Source organism: Brevundimonas sp. SL130 (genome assembly GCF_026625805.1).
GTDB lineage: Bacteria > Pseudomonadota > Alphaproteobacteria > Caulobacterales > Caulobacteraceae > Brevundimonas.
Map to the genome: position 1 here is coordinate 635,122 of NZ_CP113064.1, position 19,401 is coordinate 654,522.

The following is a 19,401-nucleotide window of genomic DNA, read 5'->3' on the forward strand; positions in this document are numbered from 1 at the left end:
TTTTTTGTATCAGGCCGCCTTTTCAGTGGCTTCGGCGCAGGTTGCAATCGGATGTTGGGATATCAGCGATTGTGTCTTGGGTGCGCCGGTCGGGCGTTTTCCGCAGGCTAAGGGGTTTTCCGGACTTACGACCCGCGCGGGAATGACGCCTTATTCCCGCCATGGAGTGGGCAGCGCGCGCGATCGGGGTCTTCTACGTCTTGGGCGGGCTGATGCTTCTGTATCAGGCCTGGCTCAACTGGCGTCTGCAACGGGCCCTGGCGGGGTTGATGGCGATCCCCCTCTCCGAGTATTTCGGGGACGGGGTTGTCGTTCTGGCCGGCGTGCTGATCATGCTTTCGGGCGCGGCGCTTGCGGCCCTCAGCGGCTGGGCCGTCGCCGCCTTTCTGGCCGGGTGGACGGTGCAGGCCCTGTATCTGCTCTGGACCGATCAGGTGTCGCGTATCGGCGCTCCTGAGGCCGCCACCTGCCGCCGACGATCGGTCCACGCCTTCGCCGGCTATACCGCCGCCACCGGTCTGGTTCTATGCCTGCCGACGGTCGGGATTCTGGGCTGATCAGCCGAACTCGGCTTCCAGATCGGCCAGACGCGCGGCCTGATCCTCGGCGATCAGGGCGTTCAGCAGGGGGTCGAGGTCGCCTTCCAGGATCTGGGGCAGGCTGTGCAGGGTCAGGTTGATCCGGTGATCGCTGACCCGGCCTTGCGGATAGTTGTAGGTGCGGATCCGCTCTGACCGATCGCCCGACCCGACCTGAGACTTGCGCGTGTCGGACCGGGCCAGATCCTTGGCCTGGCGTTGCATGTCGTACAGGCGCACGCGCAGATTCTTCATCGCCTTGTCGCGGTTGACGTGCTGGGACTTTTCCGACGAGGTCACCATGATGCCGGTGGGCAGGTGGGTGATGCGCACGGCGGAATCGGTCGTGTTGACGTGCTGACCGCCCGAGCCCGAGGCGCGGAAGGTGTCGATGCGGATGTCCTTGTCGTGGATCTCGATCTCGACGTCCTCGACCTCGGGCAGGACCGCGACCGTCGCCGCCGAGGTGTGGATACGGCCCTGAGACTCGGTCGACGGCACCCGTTGCACCCGGTGGACGCCGCTCTCGAACTTCAGTCGACCGAACACGCCCTCGCCCGTCACCGTGGCGATGATTTCCTTGTAGCCGCCAGCGTCGCCCTCGGTCGCCGAATCCAGCTCGATCCGCCAGCCGCGCGTCGAGGCGTAGCGCGAATACATGCGGAACAGGTCGCCGGCGAACAGGGCCGCCTCGTCGCCGCCGGTGCCGGCGCGGACTTCCAGCACGGCCGAGGCGTTCTCGTCGGCGTCGCGCGGGGCCAGCAGCAGGGCGACGTCGCGTTCTAGACCCGGCAGGGTATCGTTCAGGATCTGAAGCTCGTCCTGCGCCATCGCCGCCATTTCGGGATCGGCCGTCATGGCTTCCAGGTCCGCCATTTCGGCGCGGGCGCGGGCCAGGCCCTGGACCGCGTCGGCGACGGGCTTGAGCTCGGCGTGCTCCTTGGACAGGCGGACGATCTCGACGCCGTCCGTCGCGGCGCCCATCCGGGCCTCCACTTCGTGGAAACGGTCGAGCACCTGATCGAGACGGGCCTGGGGCAGACGCAAGGCGGCATAATCCTGGAGACAGAGAGGGGCCGTCCTTAGCGCGCCGGGGGGCGTGCTGTCGATTGTCGCCGGGCCGCAGGCGCGGCGCCGCGAACGTGATTTGGAATAATGAGGATTTACGTCCGTCGTCGCGACCGCCGTCAGGAGGCTGTCATGTGCGATCGCTCCACTCCATCCCGTGTCTTGCGTCCGGCGCTCGGTCACGCCATCACGGATCATGTTGTCGAACCGGTCCCGTTACGCCCTGCGCGCCATGATCCATCTGGCCGGCCTGCCCGGCGGCGGCCCCGCCACGATCGGCGAGATCGCCGAGGCCGCGACGGCGCCGCGCAAGTTTCTCGAAGCCATACTGCTGGATCTGCGGCGTCAGGGCCTGCTGGTGTCGAAGCGAGGCCGGACCGGGGGGTACGCCCTGGCGACGCCGGCCGAATCCATCAGTTTCGCCGATGTGATCCGGGCGCTGGAAGGGCCGCTGGCCCTGGCGCCCTGCGCCTCGCGGACCGCCTTCGGCCCGTGCGAGACCTGCCCGGACGTCGAGACCTGTCCGTTGCAACCCGTGCTTCAGGATGGGCGGGACGCCATCGCGGCCGTGTTCGAGGCGCGAACCCTTCTGCAAACGGCGTCGAGGTATTCTCCTATTGACCCAATAGGGAAATAGCCCGCACCGTCGGGCGTATTTCAGGGACGGCCATGCAAGATTTCCTTATCTTCCTCCTCGTCGGTTTTCTGGCCCAGATCGTGGACGGCGCATTGGGCATGGCCTACGGCGTTATCTCCTCCACCGTCCTGTTGTCGTTCGGCGTGCCCCCCGCAACCGCTTCGGCCAGTGTTCATGCGGCCGAGGTCTTCACCACGGCGGCCTCGGCCGGGTCGCACACGGCCAACAAGAATGTGAACTGGAAACTGTTCGTGCCCCTGGCCCTGGGCGGGGTGGTCGGCGGCAGCCTGGGGGCCTTTGTCCTGACCAGTATCGACGGCGACCTGCTGAAGCCGTGGATCACCGCCTATCTGTCCATCATGGGCGGGGTGATCATCTGGCGCGCCACCCGCCAGACGCGCGAGCGCATCTTCCCGACGAAGCTGGCGGGGCCGCTGGGTGTGGTTGGTGGGTTCTTCGACGCTATCGGCGGAGGGGGTTGGGGACCGACGGTCACGACGACCCTGGTGGGATCGGGCGGCGACCCGCGCGCCTCGATCGGCACGACCAATACGGCGGAGTTCTTCGTCACCTCGGCCATCTCGGCGACCTTCCTGGCCGCCCTGCTGACCGGTCATTGGCAAGAGGCCGAGGGGATCGCCACCCACGCCACCTCAGTGTTGGGCCTGATCCTGGGCGGCCTGATCGCCGCGCCCTTCGCCGGGGTGATCGCCCGGATCGCGCCCAAGCGGGTCCTGACCTATGGCGTCGGGGCCGTGGTGCTGCTGTCGGCGGGGTATCAGGCGCTGAGGCTGTTTGGGCTTATTTAAGCGGCCAGCAAAAAATCAGTGCGGAGTCGCGGCGGCGGCCTTTGCCCTTCGACCAACAGTCAGCGCTCGCGTTGATCGAAGCGTGTCATGAAATTCCGATAGAGGCCTAGATCGACTTTCCGTTGGAAGCCCGGAGACGTTTTACTGGCCTGAGGTCAACCTCGCCCAGCTGCGCCCCATGCCGTGGCGGGGCCCTGATTGCGCGGTCGGCGTTTCGGGGTGAAATGCTGGCCTAAAATCGAAAACATGACTCGAAGAACTTCGGTATTTAAGTTATCCGGGAAGCCTAAATGGCGGGGGATGATTTATGCGAGCGATACGTCGTGCGGTTGCTGCCTTATGGTTGTGTTCCGTCGTTCTGATGGGGTTTACGCAAACTGTGAACGCGCAGGGGCGGCCTGTGGTCGCAGTGTATGAAATGCGCGACCAGGCAAACAGCGGCCACGCCGATGTTCTGTCTACCATGGTCCAAACGGCGATCTCGGACACCAACAAGTTCCGGGTAATGGAGCGAAACTTTGGTACACTCGCAAAAGAGCAAGAGAGCGGTAATCGCGGGCTCGTGACGACCAATACGCCGGGCCGTCGAGGAGGCTTCGAAGGCGCCGACTATCTTGTCTATGGCACCATCACCAATATTTCGACACGGCAAACGAATGATATTGGCGGGACCTTGGGTATGGCGTTCCTCAGGGGAACGAACGGCAACCAGGGGGCCGTTACCTGCACGCGCGTGATCGCGACGATCGCCGTCGATATTCGCATCGTCGATCAGCGCACTGGCGAGGTTCGCTATACCGATAGCCTTAACGAGGAGAGCCGCTCCGGATCGACTTGTGCAAGCGGCGAAGGAATCGACCTTTCCACTCTCTTTCGCACGGTGGCCAACAAGATCGCCTCGGGCCTGGTCATGGAAATCTTTCCAATCCAGGTTGCAGCAGTCCAGCCAGACGGCACCATCTTGCTGAACTATGGTGAGGGCACATTGAATCCAGGCGCCACTCTGACCTTGTTCACCAAGGGCGAAAGCATCCCTGACCCGGCGACGGGCGAACTGCTCACAGACGAGGGAACCGCCATCGGCCAGGTACGAGTAACTGAGGTTACGCCGCGTTTTTCGCGCGCAGTGGCCGTCACGCCGCTTACATCGGCTCCGGAAATTGGCACCGTTGCCCGTCTTGCCGAACCGGTCCAGACGCGTGATGGGCGCAGGGGGCGGCAATGAGCGCGGCGACCGGCGGGAACTACCAAATCGTCATAGGCGGCCTTCTGGCGGGCATTATTGTCGCAGTCGCTGCTCCGGCGATCGCCCAACAGCGAGTGGTGATCGGCGACTTCACCAGTGCGCAGTCTTGCACGACCTACATACTGACGTCCGGCTCGGTTGGGGCAGCGGCGTCGCACACGCGTGTTTACGGCGTCGGCTCAAAAACCTCGGCTGCTTTCGCCGCCACTTGGCGACAGGATCTGGTCCGGGATTGCGTCGATAATTTTCCTGATCTGCGGACCTCGATCACCAGTGCGCTGGCGGCATCGGGCGGGGTGGAGGTGGCGCCTAGGGGAACGCGAGGGGCGATAGTTTTGAACGGGCGGGTTTCCGACGTCGGCGTCTCCAGCGCCAGCGTAGCGATCGAGGACATTGAGCAGTCGAACGAGGACGCTGGCCTTACGGTGGAGTTCTCACTTCGAGAACCCGACGGGAGTGTGCGTTTTGGCGGTTCAATCGCCAAGCGTGTGAGCTTCGGCGATAGCTTTGCCACCGAAGGATTCTCCAGCACCTCGAACCAGAGCGACGCTTCAGTCTACAACAACTTGCAGCGCGAGCTTGCGCTGGCGGTTTCGCGCTCGGTCAATTTTGAGCTCCATCCACTCCGGATCGTCTCTGTGTCGGGGCGAAGGGCGCGGGTCAACTATGGTGCGCCGCTGCTGACTCTTGGTGCGACGGTTATTGTCGATGGCGGGGTGGAGCGCGGGCAGATACGCTGCAATGTGGTCTCGGCCGGCAACGGCTTCGCAGACATCGAAGCGGAGGGCGGTCAGAGCCTTGAAAATATTCATCCAGGCAGCCAAGCGCAATTCGCTGAACTTGAAGATCCCGCGTCGAACGGGCGGCGACTTGAGCGGGTGAATCTTCCCTGATCGTCGGCGCACAATGTAATGTCGCAGAAGATAGTCGTGCGTTGTTTTACACGCGATATAGTATTTTCAACGCGACCCGACGTTATTCTGCGGCGACAGCGGTGGCTTCATGTAGTGCCCGCGCCGCGTCCAGTTCGGCGGCCTTCTGTTCGACCAGGTCGACGATGTGGTCGATCATGCCGTCGTTGGCCTGTTTGTGGGCGATCTTGCCGTTCAGATAGATCATGCCCGCCCCCTTGCCGCCGCCGGTGAAGCCGATGTCGGTATAGAGGGCCTCGCCCGGGCCGTTCACGACACAGCCGATGACCGACAGGCTCATCGGCGTCGAGATATGGGCCAGTTTCTCTTCCAGCAGGGTCACGGTCTCGATGACGTTGAACCCCTGACGGGCGCAGGACGGGCAGGCGATGATGTTGACGCCCCGGTGGCGCAGGCCCAGCGACTTGAGGATGTCGAAGCCGACCTTGATCTCCTCGACCGGATCGGCGGCGAGGGAGACGCGGATGGTGTCGCCGATGCCGGCCCACAGCATGGAGCCCATGCCGATGGCCGACTTGATGGTGCCGGTGCGCAGGGGGCCGGCCTCGGTCACGCCCAGGTGCAGGGGGCAGTCGATGGCCTCGGCCAGTTGCTGATAGGCGGCGACGGTCAGGAAGGGGTCGGACGCCTTCACCGAGATCTTGAACTCGTGGAAGTCGTGGTCTTGCAGGATGCGGGCGTGGTTCAGCGCGCTCTCGACCATGGCGTCGGGGCAGGGCTCGCCGTATTTCTCGAGCAGCTCCTTTTCCAGGCTGCCGGCGTTGACGCCGATCCGCATCGAACAGCCGTAATCCTTGGCGGCCTGGATCACGTCGCGGACGCGGTCGGCGCTGCCGATATTGCCCGGATTGATGCGCAGGCAGGCGGCGCCGGCCTGGGCCGCCTCAATGCCGCGCTTGTAGTGGAAATGGATGTCGGCGACCAAGGGAACCTTGGCCTCGCGGGCGATGGTCTTGAAGGCCTCGGTCGATTCCACATCGGGGCAGGAGACGCGCACGATGTCGGCGCCGGCTTCTTCGAGCTGGCGGATCTGGTCGATTGTCGCCGCCGCGTCGGACGTCGGCGTATTGGTCATCGACTGGACGCTGATCGGGGCGTCGCCGCCCACGAGAACGGAGCCGACGCGGATCTGGCGGCTCTTGCGGCGCTCGATATGGCGCCAGGGTCGGACGTGGGTATGGTCGCTCATCACGCGCTCATATAGGCCGAAGACGGCGTCGGGGCCACGGCGCCGGGGCCATGGGGACGAAAATCAGTTTATCGCGGCGACGTCGGGGGCCGGACCGACGGGCGCGGTCCCCTGCTGGCCCTGCCCGGGGGCCTGAACCTGGGCCGCCCGGTCAGCCTGAGCCTGAAGCTGACGGCGCGCCTGCTCGTCCGCCACCTGGCGGGCGGCGTCCTCGGCGCGGCGGTTCAGCTGCGTCAGGGGCGTCAGCACCGCAGGCAGGACGCCGCCGTGCTCCCCGTTCAGATAGACGTCGAAGGCCGCCGGATCCGACACGTCGATGACGGCGCTGAGGCCCATGGGCGCGCGCCAGGCTTCGCCGGCCGCCATCTGGCGCGCAAACAGGGCCTGGCCGTCGGCCAGACGCACGACCATGGCGCCGGCCTTCTTGGCCTGGATCACCACCTGGGACGCGGTGGCGGGCGCGCCATAGACGGCGCCGCGAGGATTGAAGGCCTTTTGCACCGGGGCGTTGTTCGCCGCCGCCGTGGCCGCGATCACCGCCGGGTCATTGGGGTCGATCCCGGTCAGCTCGGCCTCGAGGCCCGGCGTGATATAGAGGGCCGGCGTGGTCTGGTCGGGCGGCGCGGCGCGGGGCGCGCTGAGGTCGATCAGCCCGTCCTGGCCGGGCACGGCGCCCAGGGACCAGCTTTCGGGCACAGTGGCGATATCCGACGGCTGGGGCGCCCGCATCAGATTGACCCGCTGGAAGATGTTCCAGCCGACGACGGCCACGGCCAAAACGGCGATCCCGGCGATGATGCGCGGCGAATAGCGTTTGACGTCCTCGAAGGCCACGCCGATCGGCGCCTTCAGCGGGGCGGAGGTGTCGGGGCTTTCGCGCTTGAACCGCTCGACGGCCAGTTGTTCGTCCAGGCCCAGGGCCGTCGCATAGCCGCGCACATAGCCGATGGCGAAGACGCGCGACGGCAAGGACGACCAGTCGTTCTGCTCCAGGGCGATCAGGAAACGGGTGTGAACCTTGGTCTCGGCGGCCAGGTCGGCCAGGGACTTGCCCGACTGCTCGCGCGCGCGCCGCAGGCCGTCGCCCAGAGTCGCCGACTCGGCGATGGAGGGCGTGACGTCCTTCCAGTCGGGATGAGCCTTGAACTCTTCGGGGGCGTTCCCCGCATCCAGCGCCATGACGCCTGACCCCACACTCGGAACGGCCTGAATCCGCTCCGTACTCGAAACGGACCTGTCGGTTAGCATGTCTTCGTGACCGGACGCGCCTCCCCCCGGAGTCCGTCCTGATGCGTCCTGTGGATAAACCATAATCCCTGTCCCATCAACGGCGATTCCCTGAACGGGACGCGCGCGGCGATCGTCAGACAGCGACGTTCAACTTTCGCGCCAGGGATTCGATCTCGTTACGGACAGAGCCGGTGGACAGGTTCAGCAGATTGTTCAGCCCACGTCGGGCGGCCGTCAGGTCGGCGGACAGGATCATCCGCTTGACCGGGCCGACGCCGCCGGCTGGGGCCGACAGGCGGGTGAAGCCCAGGGTGATCAGGGCGAAGGCCTCCAGCGGACGGCCGGCCAGCTCGCCGCAGATGGACACCGGGGTGCCGGTGTCGGCGCAGGCCTTCTGGATCGATTGCAGGGCGCGCAGGGTCGGGGGCGACAGGGGGTCGTAGCGGTCCGAGACCAGGGGATTGGTGCGGTCGGCGGCGTACATGTACTGGAACAGGTCGTTGGTGCCGATCGAGACGAAGTCGGTCAGGGGCAGAAGCGCGTCCAGATGCCACAGCAGTGACGGGCATTCGACCATGGCCCCGACGCGCAGCAGGGCGGGCAGGGCGCGGCCGCGCCGCTTGGCCCAGGCGCATTCGATATCCACCAGGTCGCGCGCGGCCCGGTATTCGTCCACCGTGGCGATCATCGGGAACATGACGCGCAGCTCGCGGCCGGCCGCCGCCGTCAGCAGGGCGCGCAGTTGCATCCGCAACAACGAAGGCCGGTCCAGGCCCAGGCGGATGGCGCGGCGGCCCAGGGCGGGGTTCTCTTCCCGCTCGGCCTCCAGATAGGGCAGGACCTTGTCGCCGCCGATATCCAGGGTGCGGAAGGTGACGGGGCGGTCGCCGGCGGCGTCCAGCACCAGTTTGTACAGGGCGGTCTGGGCGTCCAGTCGGGGCAGCTCGTCCGAGACCATGAACTGGAATTCGGTGCGGAACAGGCCGATGCCTTCGGCGCCCGTCTCGTCCAGGTTTTCCAGATCGACCGCCAGTCCGGCGTTGGTCAGGATGGTGATGCGTTGACCGTCCAGGGTGATGGCGGGGGTGTCGCGCAGTTGGGCGAACTGGGCCTGGCGCTGGTCGCGCACGGCCATCCGCGACTGGACCGCCTCGATCATGTCGGGGCGGGGGCGCAGATAGGCCTCGCCGGTCTCGCCGTCGGCGATGACGATGTCGCCTTCCGACAACCGGTCGCGCAGGCCCATCAGGCGGCCGACGCAGGGAATCTGCAGCGCGCGGGCGACGATGGCGGCGTGGCTGGCGGCCGAGCCTTCTTCCAGCAGCAGGCCCTTCAGCTTGTCGCGCGGATATTCCAGCAGATCCGCCGGACCCAGGTTGCGCGCCACCAGTATGGCGTCGTCGGGCAGCTCGCGCTCGCCCGGCTTGTCGCCCGCCAGCACCCGCAGCAGCCGGTTGGCCAGGTCTTCGAAATCGTGCAGCCGTTCGCGGATATAGGGGTCGCGGGCCTGGGCGAAGCGGGCGCGGTGTTCGTTGCGGACGCGGTCCACCGCCGCCTCGGCGGTCAGGCCGTTGCGGACCGCCTCTTCCAGCGACCGGTTCCAGCCCCGGTCGTCGGCGAACATCCGATAGGTCTCCAGCACCTCGAACGAGGGGCCGGCCAGGCCCTGGCCCTTGTCCAGCATGGCGTCCAGGCCGGTCTTCAGCGAGGCCAGGGCCAACTTCAGCCGGGCCTCCTCCATCGCCGGGTCTTCGGCCAGCAGTTTTTCGGGCGGCAGGGGGGCTTCGTGCAGGACGACCCGACCGACGGCCAGACCGTCGCCGAACTTCTGTCCCTTCAGACGCTCTGGGCGATGCGGCGCCAGTTCGACGTCGCGCAGTTCGTCCTGGTCCAGCAGTTCGCCGGAGGACACCGTCTCGGACAGGACCATGGCGATGGTCTGGATGTCCTCGACCTCTTCCTCGTCATAGCGCCGCTCGGTGCGGTTCTGGACGACCAGGACGCCGATGGCCCGGCCGCCGCGCAGCAGCGGGGCGCCGAGGAAGGCGTGATAGGGGTCTTCGCCCGTTTCCGGCCGATAGGAGAAGGACGGATGCGACGGGGCGTCCGACAGGCTGATCGGCTGGGCCATGCGGGCCACCTCGCCGACCAGACCCTCGCCGGGCCGCAGGCGGGTGTTGTGGACGGCGGCGGGGTTCAGACCCTCGGTGGCGAACAGCTCCAGCTCGCCCGAGGCGCGGCGCAGATAGATGGAGCAGACCTCGGCGACCATCGACCGGGCGATGATCCGCACCACCATGTTCAGACGGTCCTGCGCCGGGGTCGCGCCCGCGCCGGCCCCGCCCAGAGCCTCGCGGATCTGGCGCAGGAGGATCCGAGGTCCCCTGGTCATCGCGCCGCCTGCCGGCATCATGGCTCCCGCGCTGTGGCGCCGAAGCGCCTGTTCAAATCACCCTATATCGCGTCCAGGCCATAAGCCGAATGCAATGCGCGCACGGCCAGTTCGGCATAGGCCGCGTCGATCAGGACGCTGATCTTGATTTCCGAGGTCGAGATGGCCTGGAACTTGACCCCCTTGTCGGCCAGGGCCTGGAACATGGTCTGGGCCACGCCGGCGTGGCTGCGCATGCCGACCCCGACGACGGACACCTTGGCGACGTCCTCGTCGACGCGGATTTCCTCGAATCCGAGCTGATCCTGGCCCGCCGTCATCAACTCGGCGGCGCGCACGGCGTCGCGGCGGCCGGTGGTGAAGGTCAGGTTGACCGTATTGGCGGTGCGGGCCTGGCTCTGGACGATCATGTCCACATTGACGTTGGCCTCGGCCAGGCGGGTGAAGACGTCGGCGGGGGCGTCCACACGGTCGGACAGGCCCAGCAGGGTGATGCGGGCTTCGTCACGGCTCATGGTCACACCGGACACGATGCGCTTTTCCAAGATCTCCTCCTCGTCGCAGATCAGGGTTCCGCCCTTGTCGGGCATTTGGCCGGATTCGTCCGGTTCGATGAAGCTGGACAGAACCCGCACCGGCACCTGCTTGGCCATGGCGAGTTCGACCGAACGGGTTTGCAGCACCTTGGCCCCCAGGGAGGCCATTTCCAGCATCTCCTCGTAGGAGACCTTGGCCAGGCGGCGCGCGCGGCTCTCGATGCGGGGGTCGGTCGTATAGACGCCGTCCACGTCGGTGTAGATGTCACAGGGGCAGGACAGGGCCGCCGCCACGGCGACCGCCGAGGTGTCGGAGCCGCCCCGGCCCAGGGTGGTGATCTTGCCCTCGGGCGTCACGCCCTGGAAGCCGGGGACGATGGCGATCTCGCCGGCGTCGACGGCGGCGCCCAGCTTGTCGCCGGGGATGTCGATGATGCGGGCGCGGGCGTGGGCGTCGTCGGTGATGATCGGCACCTGCCAGCCCATCCACGACCGGGCGTTCAGCCCCATGTTGCGCAGGGTGATGGCCAGAAGTCCGGCCGTCACCTGTTCGCCCGAGGCGACCACCACGTCATATTCGTCGTCGCTGATCGGCAGGCCCGCGGCGGCCGGGCCGGCGCCGTCGGTCCAGGCGACCAGTTCATTGGTCTTGCCGGCCATGGCGGAGACCACGACGGCGATCTTCTTGCCCGAAGCAGCCTCTGCGGCGACGATTCGGGCTGCACGACGGATGCGCTCAAGGTCGCCCATCGAGGTGCCGCCGAACTTCATCACCAGTCGCGTGGTGTCGGATCGTGAAGAATCGGGCCGCGTCATCGTGGCGTTCCGCCCCCTGCTTGCGTGAAAGGGCGCGAAGGTTCATCCCTCGCGCATGACCGCTTCTAGCGACGCCGCACCGTCTCGCCTACCCCGCGAAGGGCATGGTTTTCCGCAAAATTCGTCCGAAGGCGCATTTGGCGCATCGATCGACCCGGCCGACGTGGCCCGCTTCTCGGCCCAGGCGGCCGAATGGTGGGATGCGCACGGGCCGTTCGCGCCCCTGCACCGGTTCAATCCGGCGCGGCTGGCCTTGATTCGCGAGCAGTTGTGCGCCCGGCTGGACCGGGATCCGAAGGCGCGGCGGCCGTTCGAGGGGCTGACGCTTCTGGACGTCGGCTGTGGCGGCGGGCTGATCGCCGAGCCGATGCGGCGGATGGGTTTCTCTGTCACCGCCATCGACGCCTCGTCCGAGAATATCGGCACGGCGCGGGCCCACGCCGATATGGTCGGGCTGGACATCGCTTATCGCGCCGCCACGGTCGAACAGATCGAGGCCGAGGGGGCGGGGCCGTTTGACGTGGTCCTGACCATGGAGGTGATCGAACATGTCGCCGACCCGGAAGCCTTCGTGCGCGCCTGTTCGCGCCTGGTCCGACCGGGCAGGGTGATGATGGTCGCCACCCTGAACCGCACCCTGAAGTCCCTGGCCTTGGGCAAGGTGGCGGCGGAATACATCCTGCGCTGGGTGCCCGCCGGGACGCACGACTGGCGCCAGTTCCTGAAGCCCGACGAGATCCGGGCGATGCTGGCCGCCGAGCCGGTGACGGTCGAGGGGCCGTATGGCCTGAACTACGACCCGCTGGCCGACCGCTGGAGCCAGAGCGACGACGCGGGCATCAACTATATGATGGTGGCCACGCGGGCCTGAAAATCTCCCTCCCCTTCATGGGGAGGGGCGGCGCACCCCGGACTTGATCCGGGGGCAGCCGGGGTGGGGCGGTCTGGACCTCGCTCGCGCCCTTTCGGGCCCCACCCTGATCGCTGCGCGATCGTCCCTCCCCATGAAGCGGACCATTGCGTTACGGTCCCGCTTTTGGCTTGGCGCGATAAGGCAGCGCTCATGCTGGTGAGATTGGGTTGTTTCGGGTCGGGTCGGCGGGTTTTGGACGGATTCCGGGCTTGGTCAGGCGGGTTGCAGGGCGGCCCAGCGGCGCAGATTAAAGGCCATGGCGACCATCAGCATCTGGCCGGACGCCTTGGTCAGACCGATGTAGCGGATGCCGGTCAGGCCCATGCGGCGCTTCCAGGTGGCGAAGGTGGTCTCCACGGCGGCGCGCCGGCGAGCGATCAGGCGGTTGAGCCGGGCCAGACGGGGCGGCAGTGTCGGGTGATGTTTGTTGGGCCGTCGCATCAGGCGCGGCTTGATGCCCTGAGCCTTGAGCGCGGCCTGCCGAGCATGGGTGTGATAGGCCGCATCGCCCAGCACGGCCCTCTCATCGCCCCGGACCAGAGCGTCGGCGGGAGTGGTGTCGTTGACGTTGGCCGGAGTGGTCAGGATCGACCGGATCAGGCCCGAGCCCTGATCGACGCCGACGTGGGCCTTGTAGCCGTGGGTCGAACCCGGCTTGCCAGAGCGGCGGGCGTAGGCGGCGTCGGGATCGACCCTGGCCTCGCCGGGGCCGCGCCGTCCTGCGGCCTGCGTCTCGATCAGGGTGGCGTCCAGCATCGTGCCCTGCTTGAGGACCACGCCCGCACCCTCCAACTGACCATCCAGCTCTGCGAACAGACGCTCCAGCAGCCGATCCCGCACCAGCCGGTTACGGAACCGGCACAGGGTCGTGTGGTCGGGAACCTCGTCCTCCAGGCTCAGCCCGACGAACCGCCCGAACGCCAGGCTGTCGCCCAGCCGGAACTCCAGCTCGGCGTCCGACAGCCCATACCAGGCCTGAAGAAGCAGGGCCTTGAACAACAGCAGAGGCCGATAGCCGGGTCGGCCCGGCCCCTCCTCGCGAAGCCCCGCCAGCGTTCGCTCGAACCCGGTCCAATCGACCAGAGCCGACACCCGCTCCAGGGCCGCGCTGCCACTACGCCGCGCCAGCGCAACCTCGCCAAATCCCAACTGGCCCGTCCGCTTCACCGACATCGTAATCCCTCCGTCAGGGACAGGGAATCACGATCCGCGAATAATGCAACGGTCCCTGAAGGGGAGGGAGACTATTAGACAGCCTTGGCGCGGCTGCGGGTCCAGGCGTACAGGCTGAACACCGCGACGGCGAAGCCGACGATTCCGGCCAGCATGGCCGGCCAGGCCGAGCCCTCGGGCAGCATGGCGAAGGGGGCGTCGTCGCGGGTGGCGACGATCACCCCGGCGGTGAAGACGCCGAACAGGCTCTCGCCCACGATCAGGCCCGAGGCCAGCAGCACCCCCATCCGCCGCGCCACGTCGGCGTAACGGGTGCTGGACACGGCCTTGTCGTAGATCCAGCCGCAGACGGCGCCGATGACCAGCATGGTCGTGACGGCGGCGGGCAGATAGAAGCCGATGCCGACGGCCAGGGGCGGCAGCTTGACCTTGCCGTTCGTGGCCTTGGACACGACGGCGTCCAGCACGATGATGACGGCGCCGATCACCGCGCCCAGGCCGATCAGGTCCCAGCGCAGATCGCCGCCGATGACGCCGCGCGCCAGGGCCGAGATCAACGTCGCCTGAGGCGCCGCCAGGGTCTTGGCGCCCTCGACGATGGCGGGCGGGCCGCCCTCGAAGCCGAAGGCCTGGTTCAGCAGGTTCAGGATCAGGGGAATGACGATGGCGCCGGCGCCGACGCCGACGATCAGGGCGGTCTGCTGGCGCCAGGGCGTGGCCTCGACCAGTTGGCCGGTCTTCAGGTCCTGAAGATTGTCATTGGCGATGACGGCGACGGCGAAGACCACGGCGGTCACGATCAGGGCGAAGGCGATGATCGACGGATCAGCGGGTACGCCCGCTATGGCCATGACGCCCAGCATCAGCAGCGAGGCGATCACGACCGCCAGGATGCCGACGCCCGAGACCGGGCTGTTCGACGAGCCGATCAGGCCGGCCATATAGCCGCAGATGGCGGCGACGGCGAAACCGATCAGGACGACATAGACCAGGCCGCCGATGACCAGCAGCGGGGTCGATCCCGCCAGGGCCGGGGCGCTCTGGGCGAACCAGGCCAGCAAGCCGGCGATGCCGATCAGGCAGACCACCGAAATCCCGCCGACCAGCTTGATGGGCAGATCCTGTTCGGTGCGCTCCAGCACCTCGCCGTGGGCGCGCTTGGCGTTGGCGGCCAGGGCCGAGGTCAGGCCGCCGATCAGCGGGCCGGCCAGTTTGACCAGGGTCCAGATGGCGGCGACGCCGATGACGCCGGCGCCCATAAATCGAACCTCGCGGCTCCAGACCTTTGACGCCAGTTCTTCGGCCGATACGCCGGCCGGCAGGGTGGAGGCGATGGAGGGAATCCCGTGCGCCGTCAGCCAGGCGATGGTGTCGGGGCTGGTCAGGATCGGCACGGCGATGGCCCAGGCCAGGATCAGACCGAACAGCTGGGCCAGGCCCACGGTCAGGCCGATCAGGTGGCCGGCGCCCAGGAGCGCGAACTGCATGCCGAAGCCCATGCCGGTGGCCCCGCCGCCCAGGGCGGCCGGAAGCTTGAAGAATTTGGCGGCCTCGCCGGCGAAGACGCGGCCCGCGACCAGCAGGGCGTAGCCGGACGAGACCAGGGCGCCGGCGACGACGACCCACAGACCCGACTTGTTCTCGCGCACCGCGCTTTCGGTCTGTTCGGCCCCGCGCGAGCCGACCTTCAGCACCTCGGCGGCGGCGACGCCTTCGGGGTAGGGCAGGCCGCCGTTGGTCACCAGGGCGCGGCGCAGCGGGATGGAGAAGGTCACCCCCAACACGCCGCCCAGGATACAGATGGCCACCGACTGCCAGAAGGGAAACTCCAGCCACCAGCCGATCATCACCAGGCCGGGCAGGACGAAGATGATCGAACTCATGGCCCCGCCGACCGAGGCCACGGTCTGGACGGTCATGTTTTCCCAGATGGTCGAGGTGCGGAAGACCCGCAGCACCGCCATCGAGATCACCGCCGCCGGAATGGCCGAGGCGAAGGTCAGGCCGACCAGCAGGCCCAGATAGGTGTTGGCGGCGGTGAAGATCACCGCCAGCAGGCAGCCCAGCACAAGGGCGCGAAGGGTCAGTTCAAGCCGGCCTTTCGGGGCGGCGGCGGCGGCGTCAGTCATTCAGGTCGGTTCCCACGTTCGAGCGGGACGTAAGCCCATAACGGCCGCTGCGGCAACCGGTCACGCTCAAGCGGGGACGGGCTGAAGCCCTCGGAAGCGCCGACGTGCCCGGCGGACCAGGCCGGGCGAGGCCACCGTCGCGCGATAGACCCCCGCCATGACCAGGGCCGTCAGGGCCCAGGACAGCAGGATGTCCGACAGAAAATGCCCCCCGAAGGCCAGCCGGTTCATCGACAGGGCGAAGGCGTACAGGATCCCCACCGGCAGGACGACCGGCCGCCATTTCGCCGGGGTCAGCACCAGCAGCACCCCCACCATCCAGGCCGCGCTGGACCCCTCGCCCGAGACAAAGGAGCAGTTGGACTGACAGCCGTTGCTGATCACCCAGACGGGGGTGAAGGCGGCCTCGCCGCCGAACGTGTCGATCTGGACCGGCCGGGCGCGCCCCCACAGGCCCTTGAGCAGCAGATTGACAACCAGGCCGGGGCCGATGGCCAGAGTCGCCAGGACGAAGACCGTCCGCCATGCTGCGGCGCCGACGGACCGACGATGCAGAATGCGCCAGGCCAGTCGTCCGATCACGCCCAACAGCATCATGGCCAGCACCAGGGTCGAACTCTTGCGCAGCGCCTTGAGCAAGGGATTGTCTGCCAGGAAGAAGCCGGCCTCGGGCCGGTAGAACAGGCGGCTGACCGCGATATCTACACCGGGAAAAGTCAGGAAATAGATGCTGATCGCCAGGACGGCCATCGCCGCCAGGATCGCGACGTCGTCGCGCGTCACGCCGATCGACCGGCCCAGATCGAGCAGGGACGCGGCGCGCGGACGCGGCTTGGTGACGAGGGCGGACTGAGACATATTCCCTCCCCGGACTGCTCGCGGCCTGGATGACAGACCGGGGTGTCGTTCCAGCGTCAATTCGAACAATGTTTTCCGACGAATGTCGCGGGGGCGGACGATCGGCTTGGCGCAGGGGCGCCGACGGGCTAGGACCGGGCCATGCCTGAACTCCCCGAGGTCGAAACCGTCCGACGCGGCCTGACGCCGGTGCTGGCGGGCGCGCGCCTGTCGCGGGTGCGGATTAACCGGCCTGATCTGCGTTTTCCGTTCCCGGAAGGTTTCGCCGAGCGGCTGGAAGGGGCGACGGTCGAGCGGATCGACCGCCGCGCCAAATATCTGCTCCTGCCCCTGTCGACGGGCGAGACCTGGATCACCCATCTGGGCATGACCGGCCGCTTCACCCTGGACGGAACCCAGCTGGGCGAGTTCGAGGAAGCCGCCCCCATCGCCGGCAAGCACGAGCATTTCAGCGGCTGCGCCGTGCGCGACGGCGCCGCCACCCGCATCGGCTATGCCGACGCGCGCCGGTTCGGCTTTATGGGCCTGATCCCCACCGCCCAGGTCGAGGCCCATCCCTGGTTCTCCGGCCTGGGGCCCGAGCCGCTCGGCAACGGCTTTTCCGGCGCGCACCTAGCCGAGGCCTTCGCCGGCAAGACACAGAACATCAAGGTCTCCCTGCTGGACCAGCGGATCGTTGCGGGTCTGGGCAATATCTATGTGTGCGAGGCCCTGTACCGCGCCCGGATCTCGCCCCTGGTCGCGGCGGGATCGGTATCGAAGGCGCGGTTGGAGACCCTGGCCTCTGTCGTCCGCGATGTGCTGAACGACGCCATCGCCGCGGGCGGATCGACGCTGAAGGACTTCGCCAACGCCGAGGGCGGCCAGGGCTATTTCCAGCATCGGTTCGACGTCTACGGCCGCGAGGGCGAGCCGTGCCGGGGGGAGGGCTGCACGGGAACGGTCGCGCGCATCGTCCAGGGCGGACGTTCGACCTTCTACTGCCCGACCTGTCAGAAGCGCTGAGGCGACCGGCCGTCATGACGAACGGCCGTCGATCCTCTATGACCGGCGTCAACAGAGGAGACCGCCCATGGCCGACGTCTATTCCACCCTGCTGATCGAGCGCTGCGCCGACGGCTATGCGGTCGTGACCCTGAACCGGCCCGAGGCGCTGAACGCCCTGAACTCGACCCTGTTCGGGGAACTGGCGGCCTTCCTCGATGCGGTCGAGACTGACGACAGCGTGCGCTGCCTGATCCTGACCGGCTCGGCCAAGGCTTTCGCCGCCGGGGCCGACATCAAGGAGATGGCGGACCAGTCCTACGCCGACATGTTCAAGGGCAATTTCTTCGCCCTGGGCCATGACCGGATCATGCGCTTCCGTAAGCCGATCATCGCGGCGGTCTCGGGCTACGCCCTGGGGGGCGGTTGCGAACTGGCCATGTTGTGCGACTTCATCATCGCCTCTGAGACGGCCAAGTTCGGTCAGCCCGAGATCAATCTGGGCGTGGCGCCGGGCATCGGCGGCTCGCAGCGGCTGACCCGTCTGGTCGGCAAGTCCAAGGCCATGGACATGATCCTGACCGCCCGGATGATGGATGCGACAGAGGCCGAGCGCGCCGGCCTGGTCAGCCGCGTCGTCGCCCCCGACGCCCTGCTGGACGAGGCCCGCGCCGCCGCCGCCAAGATCGCGGCGCAAAGCCCGCTGGCGGTGATGATGAACAAGGAGATGGTCAATGTCGCCCTGGAGACCAGTCTGAGCGAAGGCGTCCGCTTCGAACGCCGCCTGTTCCATTCCCTGTTCGCCTTCGAGGACCAGAAGGAAGGCATGTCCGCCTTCGTCGACAAGCGCAAGCCGGACTTCAAGGGGCGATGACCCAAGGTCGCGGCCGTCAACCGATCGCCGTGATCGGGCGTTAGGAGCGGGTTATGCGCCGTCTTCTCGTTCCGCTTTTCGCGATCCTGTTTGTCGTCCTGCCCGGCGTCGTCGCCGCCCAGACAACAGTATCGGCGTCGCTCGCCCCCGCCTTCCGTTCCGACCGGATCATCGTCGAGACGCGGGGCGCGGGGCCGGATATCGTCTTCATTCCGGGCTTGGGCTCAACCGGGGCGGCCTGGCGGTCGACGGCGGACAAGCTGGAGGGCCGGTATCGGGTGCATCTGGTGACCATCCGAGGCTTCGGCCAGACGGACATTGGGGCCAATGCCGGCGGCGCCCTGGCCACGCCCGCCGCGCGCGAGATCGAACGCTATATCCGCGAGCAACGTCTTTCGCGCCCCGCCCTGATCGGCCATTCGCTGGGCGGCCAGATCGCGCTGCGGGTCGCGGCGGACATGCGCGACCGGATCGGGCGGGTGATGGTGGTGGATTCCGCGCCCTTCTTTCCGGCCCTGGTCGATTCCCGCGTCACGGCCCGCGAGGTCGAACCCCTGGCGCGGCTGGGTTATCAGGGCCTGATGCTGTTCGGGGACCAGGCGCTGAAAGGCCAGGTCTCGGCCCTGGGCGGCGACCTCGGCCTGGCGGGCGACATGGTGTTCGACGGCCTCGGCCTCCAGGGCGGCGACCGACGGGTGCTGGCCCAGGGCCTTTACGAGGCCCTGACCGTCGATCTGCGGCCCCGGCTGCGCGACATCCGGGCGCCGGTGACGGTGGTCTATGGCTGGACTGCGGACGCCAACAGCCCCCGCAATCGGCTGGAGGGCCTGTACCGCTACGGCTTCTCCAACCTGCCCCGCCCGGCGCAGTTCGTCCGGGTGGAAGGCGCCGACCACCAGGTGATGATCGACCAGCCGGCGCGGTTCCAGGCGGCGGTGGATCGGTTTCTGGGGTAGGACTCGGTCTTCCTTCTCCCGGGGGGAGAAGGTGGCCCGAAGGGCCGGATGAGGGGGCCGCCGGTGGGCCAGCTCGCACCA

The 19,401-nt window shown here is 67.4% G+C and carries 17 protein-coding genes; 9 read left to right on the forward strand and 8 right to left on the reverse strand.

Annotated features, from left to right (window positions below; all coding sequences use genetic code 11):
* Nucleotides 1-161 precede the first annotated feature (161 nt).
* The gene (locus OU998_RS03140) at nt 162-557 is read left to right on the forward strand and encodes a hypothetical protein (RefSeq protein WP_267515393.1); all 396 of its coding nucleotides are present in this window, start codon (nt 162-164) and stop codon (nt 555-557) included.
* Here OU998_RS03140 and prfA read toward each other — a convergent pair whose 3' ends face one another.
* Nucleotides 558-1,625 carry a peptide chain release factor 1 gene (gene prfA, locus OU998_RS03145; RefSeq protein ID WP_267515394.1) on the reverse strand — a complete coding sequence of 356 codons (1,068 nt, stop codon included), beginning with the start codon at nt 1,623-1,625 and terminating at the stop codon, nt 558-560.
* 217 nt (nt 1,626-1,842) lie between these two features.
* Between prfA and OU998_RS03150 the strand changes: the two genes are divergently transcribed.
* The 4 genes from OU998_RS03150 (at nt 1,843) to OU998_RS03165 (ending at nt 5,231) form a co-directional block, all read left to right on the forward strand.
* Complete coding sequence (locus OU998_RS03150; RefSeq protein ID WP_267515395.1) at nt 1,843-2,283, forward strand: RrF2 family transcriptional regulator; 441 nt, start codon at nt 1,843-1,845, stop codon at nt 2,281-2,283.
* 32 nt (nt 2,284-2,315) lie between these two features.
* Complete coding sequence (locus tag OU998_RS03155) at nt 2,316-3,092, forward strand: sulfite exporter TauE/SafE family protein (protein WP_267515396.1); 777 nt, start codon at nt 2,316-2,318, stop codon at nt 3,090-3,092.
* 361 nt (nt 3,093-3,453) lie between these two features.
* Nucleotides 3,454-4,317, forward strand: a complete 864-nt coding sequence (locus OU998_RS03160; protein WP_267515397.1) for a CsgG/HfaB family protein — start codon at nt 3,454-3,456, stop codon at nt 4,315-4,317.
* Entirely contained in the window at nt 4,314-5,231 is a 918-nt protein-coding gene (locus tag OU998_RS03165) for a hypothetical protein (protein ID WP_267515398.1), read from the forward strand. Before OU998_RS03160 ends, OU998_RS03165 begins: the two co-directional genes overlap by 4 nt.
* 82 nt (nt 5,232-5,313) lie before the next feature.
* Here OU998_RS03165 and ispG read toward each other — a convergent pair whose 3' ends face one another.
* The 4 genes from ispG to OU998_RS03185 all read right to left on the reverse strand — a co-directional run bounded on the left by ispG (nt 5,314) and on the right by OU998_RS03185 (nt 11,433).
* On the reverse strand, nt 5,314-6,462 hold the full coding sequence (gene ispG / locus OU998_RS03170) for a flavodoxin-dependent (E)-4-hydroxy-3-methylbut-2-enyl-diphosphate synthase (RefSeq protein WP_267515399.1): 1,149 nt from the start codon (nt 6,460-6,462) through the stop codon (nt 5,314-5,316).
* A gap of 60 nt (nt 6,463-6,522) precedes the next feature.
* Nucleotides 6,523-7,638 (reverse strand): helix-turn-helix domain-containing protein, encoded by a 1,116-nt coding sequence (locus OU998_RS03175; protein ID WP_267515400.1) that lies wholly within the window; start codon nt 7,636-7,638, stop codon nt 6,523-6,525.
* Nucleotides 7,639-7,822: 184 nt separating this feature from the next.
* A complete protein-coding gene (gene ptsP, locus OU998_RS03180; RefSeq protein WP_267515401.1) occupies nt 7,823-10,081 on the reverse strand; it encodes a phosphoenolpyruvate--protein phosphotransferase in 2,259 nt (752 codons plus the stop codon).
* A 62-nt stretch (nt 10,082-10,143) separates the two neighbouring features.
* The gene (locus OU998_RS03185) at nt 10,144-11,433 is read right to left on the reverse strand and encodes an aspartate kinase (protein ID WP_267515402.1); all 1,290 of its coding nucleotides are present in this window, start codon (nt 11,431-11,433) and stop codon (nt 10,144-10,146) included.
* Between the two features lie 55 nt (nt 11,434-11,488).
* On the opposite strand from OU998_RS03185, the gene ubiG reads away from it, so the two are divergent.
* Nucleotides 11,489-12,304: a bifunctional 2-polyprenyl-6-hydroxyphenol methylase/3-demethylubiquinol 3-O-methyltransferase UbiG gene (gene ubiG, locus OU998_RS03190; protein WP_267515403.1), complete on the forward strand. Its 816-nt coding sequence runs from the start codon at nt 11,489-11,491 to the stop codon at nt 12,302-12,304.
* Between the two features lie 255 nt (nt 12,305-12,559).
* On the opposite strand, the gene OU998_RS03195 is transcribed toward ubiG, so the two are convergent.
* From OU998_RS03195 to OU998_RS03205, 3 genes are all read right to left on the reverse strand, one after another.
* On the reverse strand, nt 12,560-13,519 hold the full coding sequence (locus tag OU998_RS03195) for an IS5 family transposase (RefSeq protein WP_267514385.1): 960 nt from the start codon (nt 13,517-13,519) through the stop codon (nt 12,560-12,562).
* A 74-nt stretch (nt 13,520-13,593) separates the two neighbouring features.
* Nucleotides 13,594-15,648, reverse strand: coding sequence for an OPT family oligopeptide transporter (locus OU998_RS03200; protein WP_267515404.1), 2,055 nt, complete (start codon nt 15,646-15,648; stop codon nt 13,594-13,596).
* Nucleotides 15,649-15,714: 66 nt separating this feature from the next.
* Nucleotides 15,715-16,506, reverse strand: a complete 792-nt coding sequence (locus OU998_RS03205; protein WP_267515405.1) for a phosphatase PAP2 family protein — start codon at nt 16,504-16,506, stop codon at nt 15,715-15,717.
* Between the two features lie 141 nt (nt 16,507-16,647).
* Here OU998_RS03205 and mutM point away from each other — a divergent pair, with 141 nt between their 5' ends.
* The 3 genes from mutM to OU998_RS03220 all read left to right on the forward strand — a co-directional run bounded on the left by mutM (nt 16,648) and on the right by OU998_RS03220 (nt 19,320).
* Entirely contained in the window at nt 16,648-17,511 is an 864-nt protein-coding gene (gene mutM, locus OU998_RS03210; protein WP_267515406.1) for a bifunctional DNA-formamidopyrimidine glycosylase/DNA-(apurinic or apyrimidinic site) lyase, read from the forward strand.
* A gap of 67 nt (nt 17,512-17,578) precedes the next feature.
* Entirely contained in the window at nt 17,579-18,364 is a 786-nt protein-coding gene (locus tag OU998_RS03215) for an enoyl-CoA hydratase (protein ID WP_267515407.1), read from the forward strand.
* A gap of 53 nt (nt 18,365-18,417) precedes the next feature.
* Nucleotides 18,418-19,320: an alpha/beta fold hydrolase gene (locus tag OU998_RS03220; protein ID WP_267515408.1), complete on the forward strand. Its 903-nt coding sequence runs from the start codon at nt 18,418-18,420 to the stop codon at nt 19,318-19,320.
* Nucleotides 19,321-19,401: the final 81 nt, after the last annotated feature.

Excerpts from the sequence above, each read along its gene's own strand:
- OU998_RS03140 (WP_267515393.1), top strand. The coding sequence starts at position 162 with ATGGAGTGGGCAGCGCGCGCGATCGGGGTCTTCTACGTCTTGGGCGGG.
- OU998_RS03150 (WP_267515395.1), top strand. The coding sequence starts at position 1,843 with ATGTTGTCGAACCGGTCCCGTTACGCCCTGCGCGCCATGATCCATCTG.
- OU998_RS03155 (WP_267515396.1), top strand. The coding sequence starts at position 2,316 with ATGCAAGATTTCCTTATCTTCCTCCTCGTCGGTTTTCTGGCCCAGATC.
- OU998_RS03160 (WP_267515397.1), top strand. The coding sequence starts at position 3,454 with ATGGGGTTTACGCAAACTGTGAACGCGCAGGGGCGGCCTGTGGTCGCA.
- OU998_RS03165 (WP_267515398.1), top strand. The coding sequence starts at position 4,314 with ATGAGCGCGGCGACCGGCGGGAACTACCAAATCGTCATAGGCGGCCTT.
- OU998_RS03175 (WP_267515400.1), bottom strand. The coding sequence starts at position 7,638 with ATGGCGCTGGATGCGGGGAACGCCCCCGAAGAGTTCAAGGCTCATCCC.
- ptsP (WP_267515401.1), bottom strand. The coding sequence starts at position 10,081 with ATGACCAGGGGACCTCGGATCCTCCTGCGCCAGATCCGCGAGGCTCTG.
- OU998_RS03185 (WP_267515402.1), bottom strand. The coding sequence starts at position 11,433 with ATGACGCGGCCCGATTCTTCACGATCCGACACCACGCGACTGGTGATG.
- ubiG (WP_267515403.1), top strand. The coding sequence starts at position 11,489 with ATGACCGCTTCTAGCGACGCCGCACCGTCTCGCCTACCCCGCGAAGGG.
- OU998_RS03195 (WP_267514385.1), bottom strand. The coding sequence starts at position 13,519 with ATGTCGGTGAAGCGGACGGGCCAGTTGGGATTTGGCGAGGTTGCGCTG.
- OU998_RS03200 (WP_267515404.1), bottom strand. The coding sequence starts at position 15,648 with ATGACTGACGCCGCCGCCGCCGCCCCGAAAGGCCGGCTTGAACTGACC.
- OU998_RS03205 (WP_267515405.1), bottom strand. The coding sequence starts at position 16,506 with ATGTCTCAGTCCGCCCTCGTCACCAAGCCGCGTCCGCGCGCCGCGTCC.
- mutM (WP_267515406.1), top strand. The coding sequence starts at position 16,648 with ATGCCTGAACTCCCCGAGGTCGAAACCGTCCGACGCGGCCTGACGCCG.
- OU998_RS03215 (WP_267515407.1), top strand. The coding sequence starts at position 17,579 with ATGGCCGACGTCTATTCCACCCTGCTGATCGAGCGCTGCGCCGACGGC.
- OU998_RS03220 (WP_267515408.1), top strand. The coding sequence starts at position 18,418 with ATGCGCCGTCTTCTCGTTCCGCTTTTCGCGATCCTGTTTGTCGTCCTG.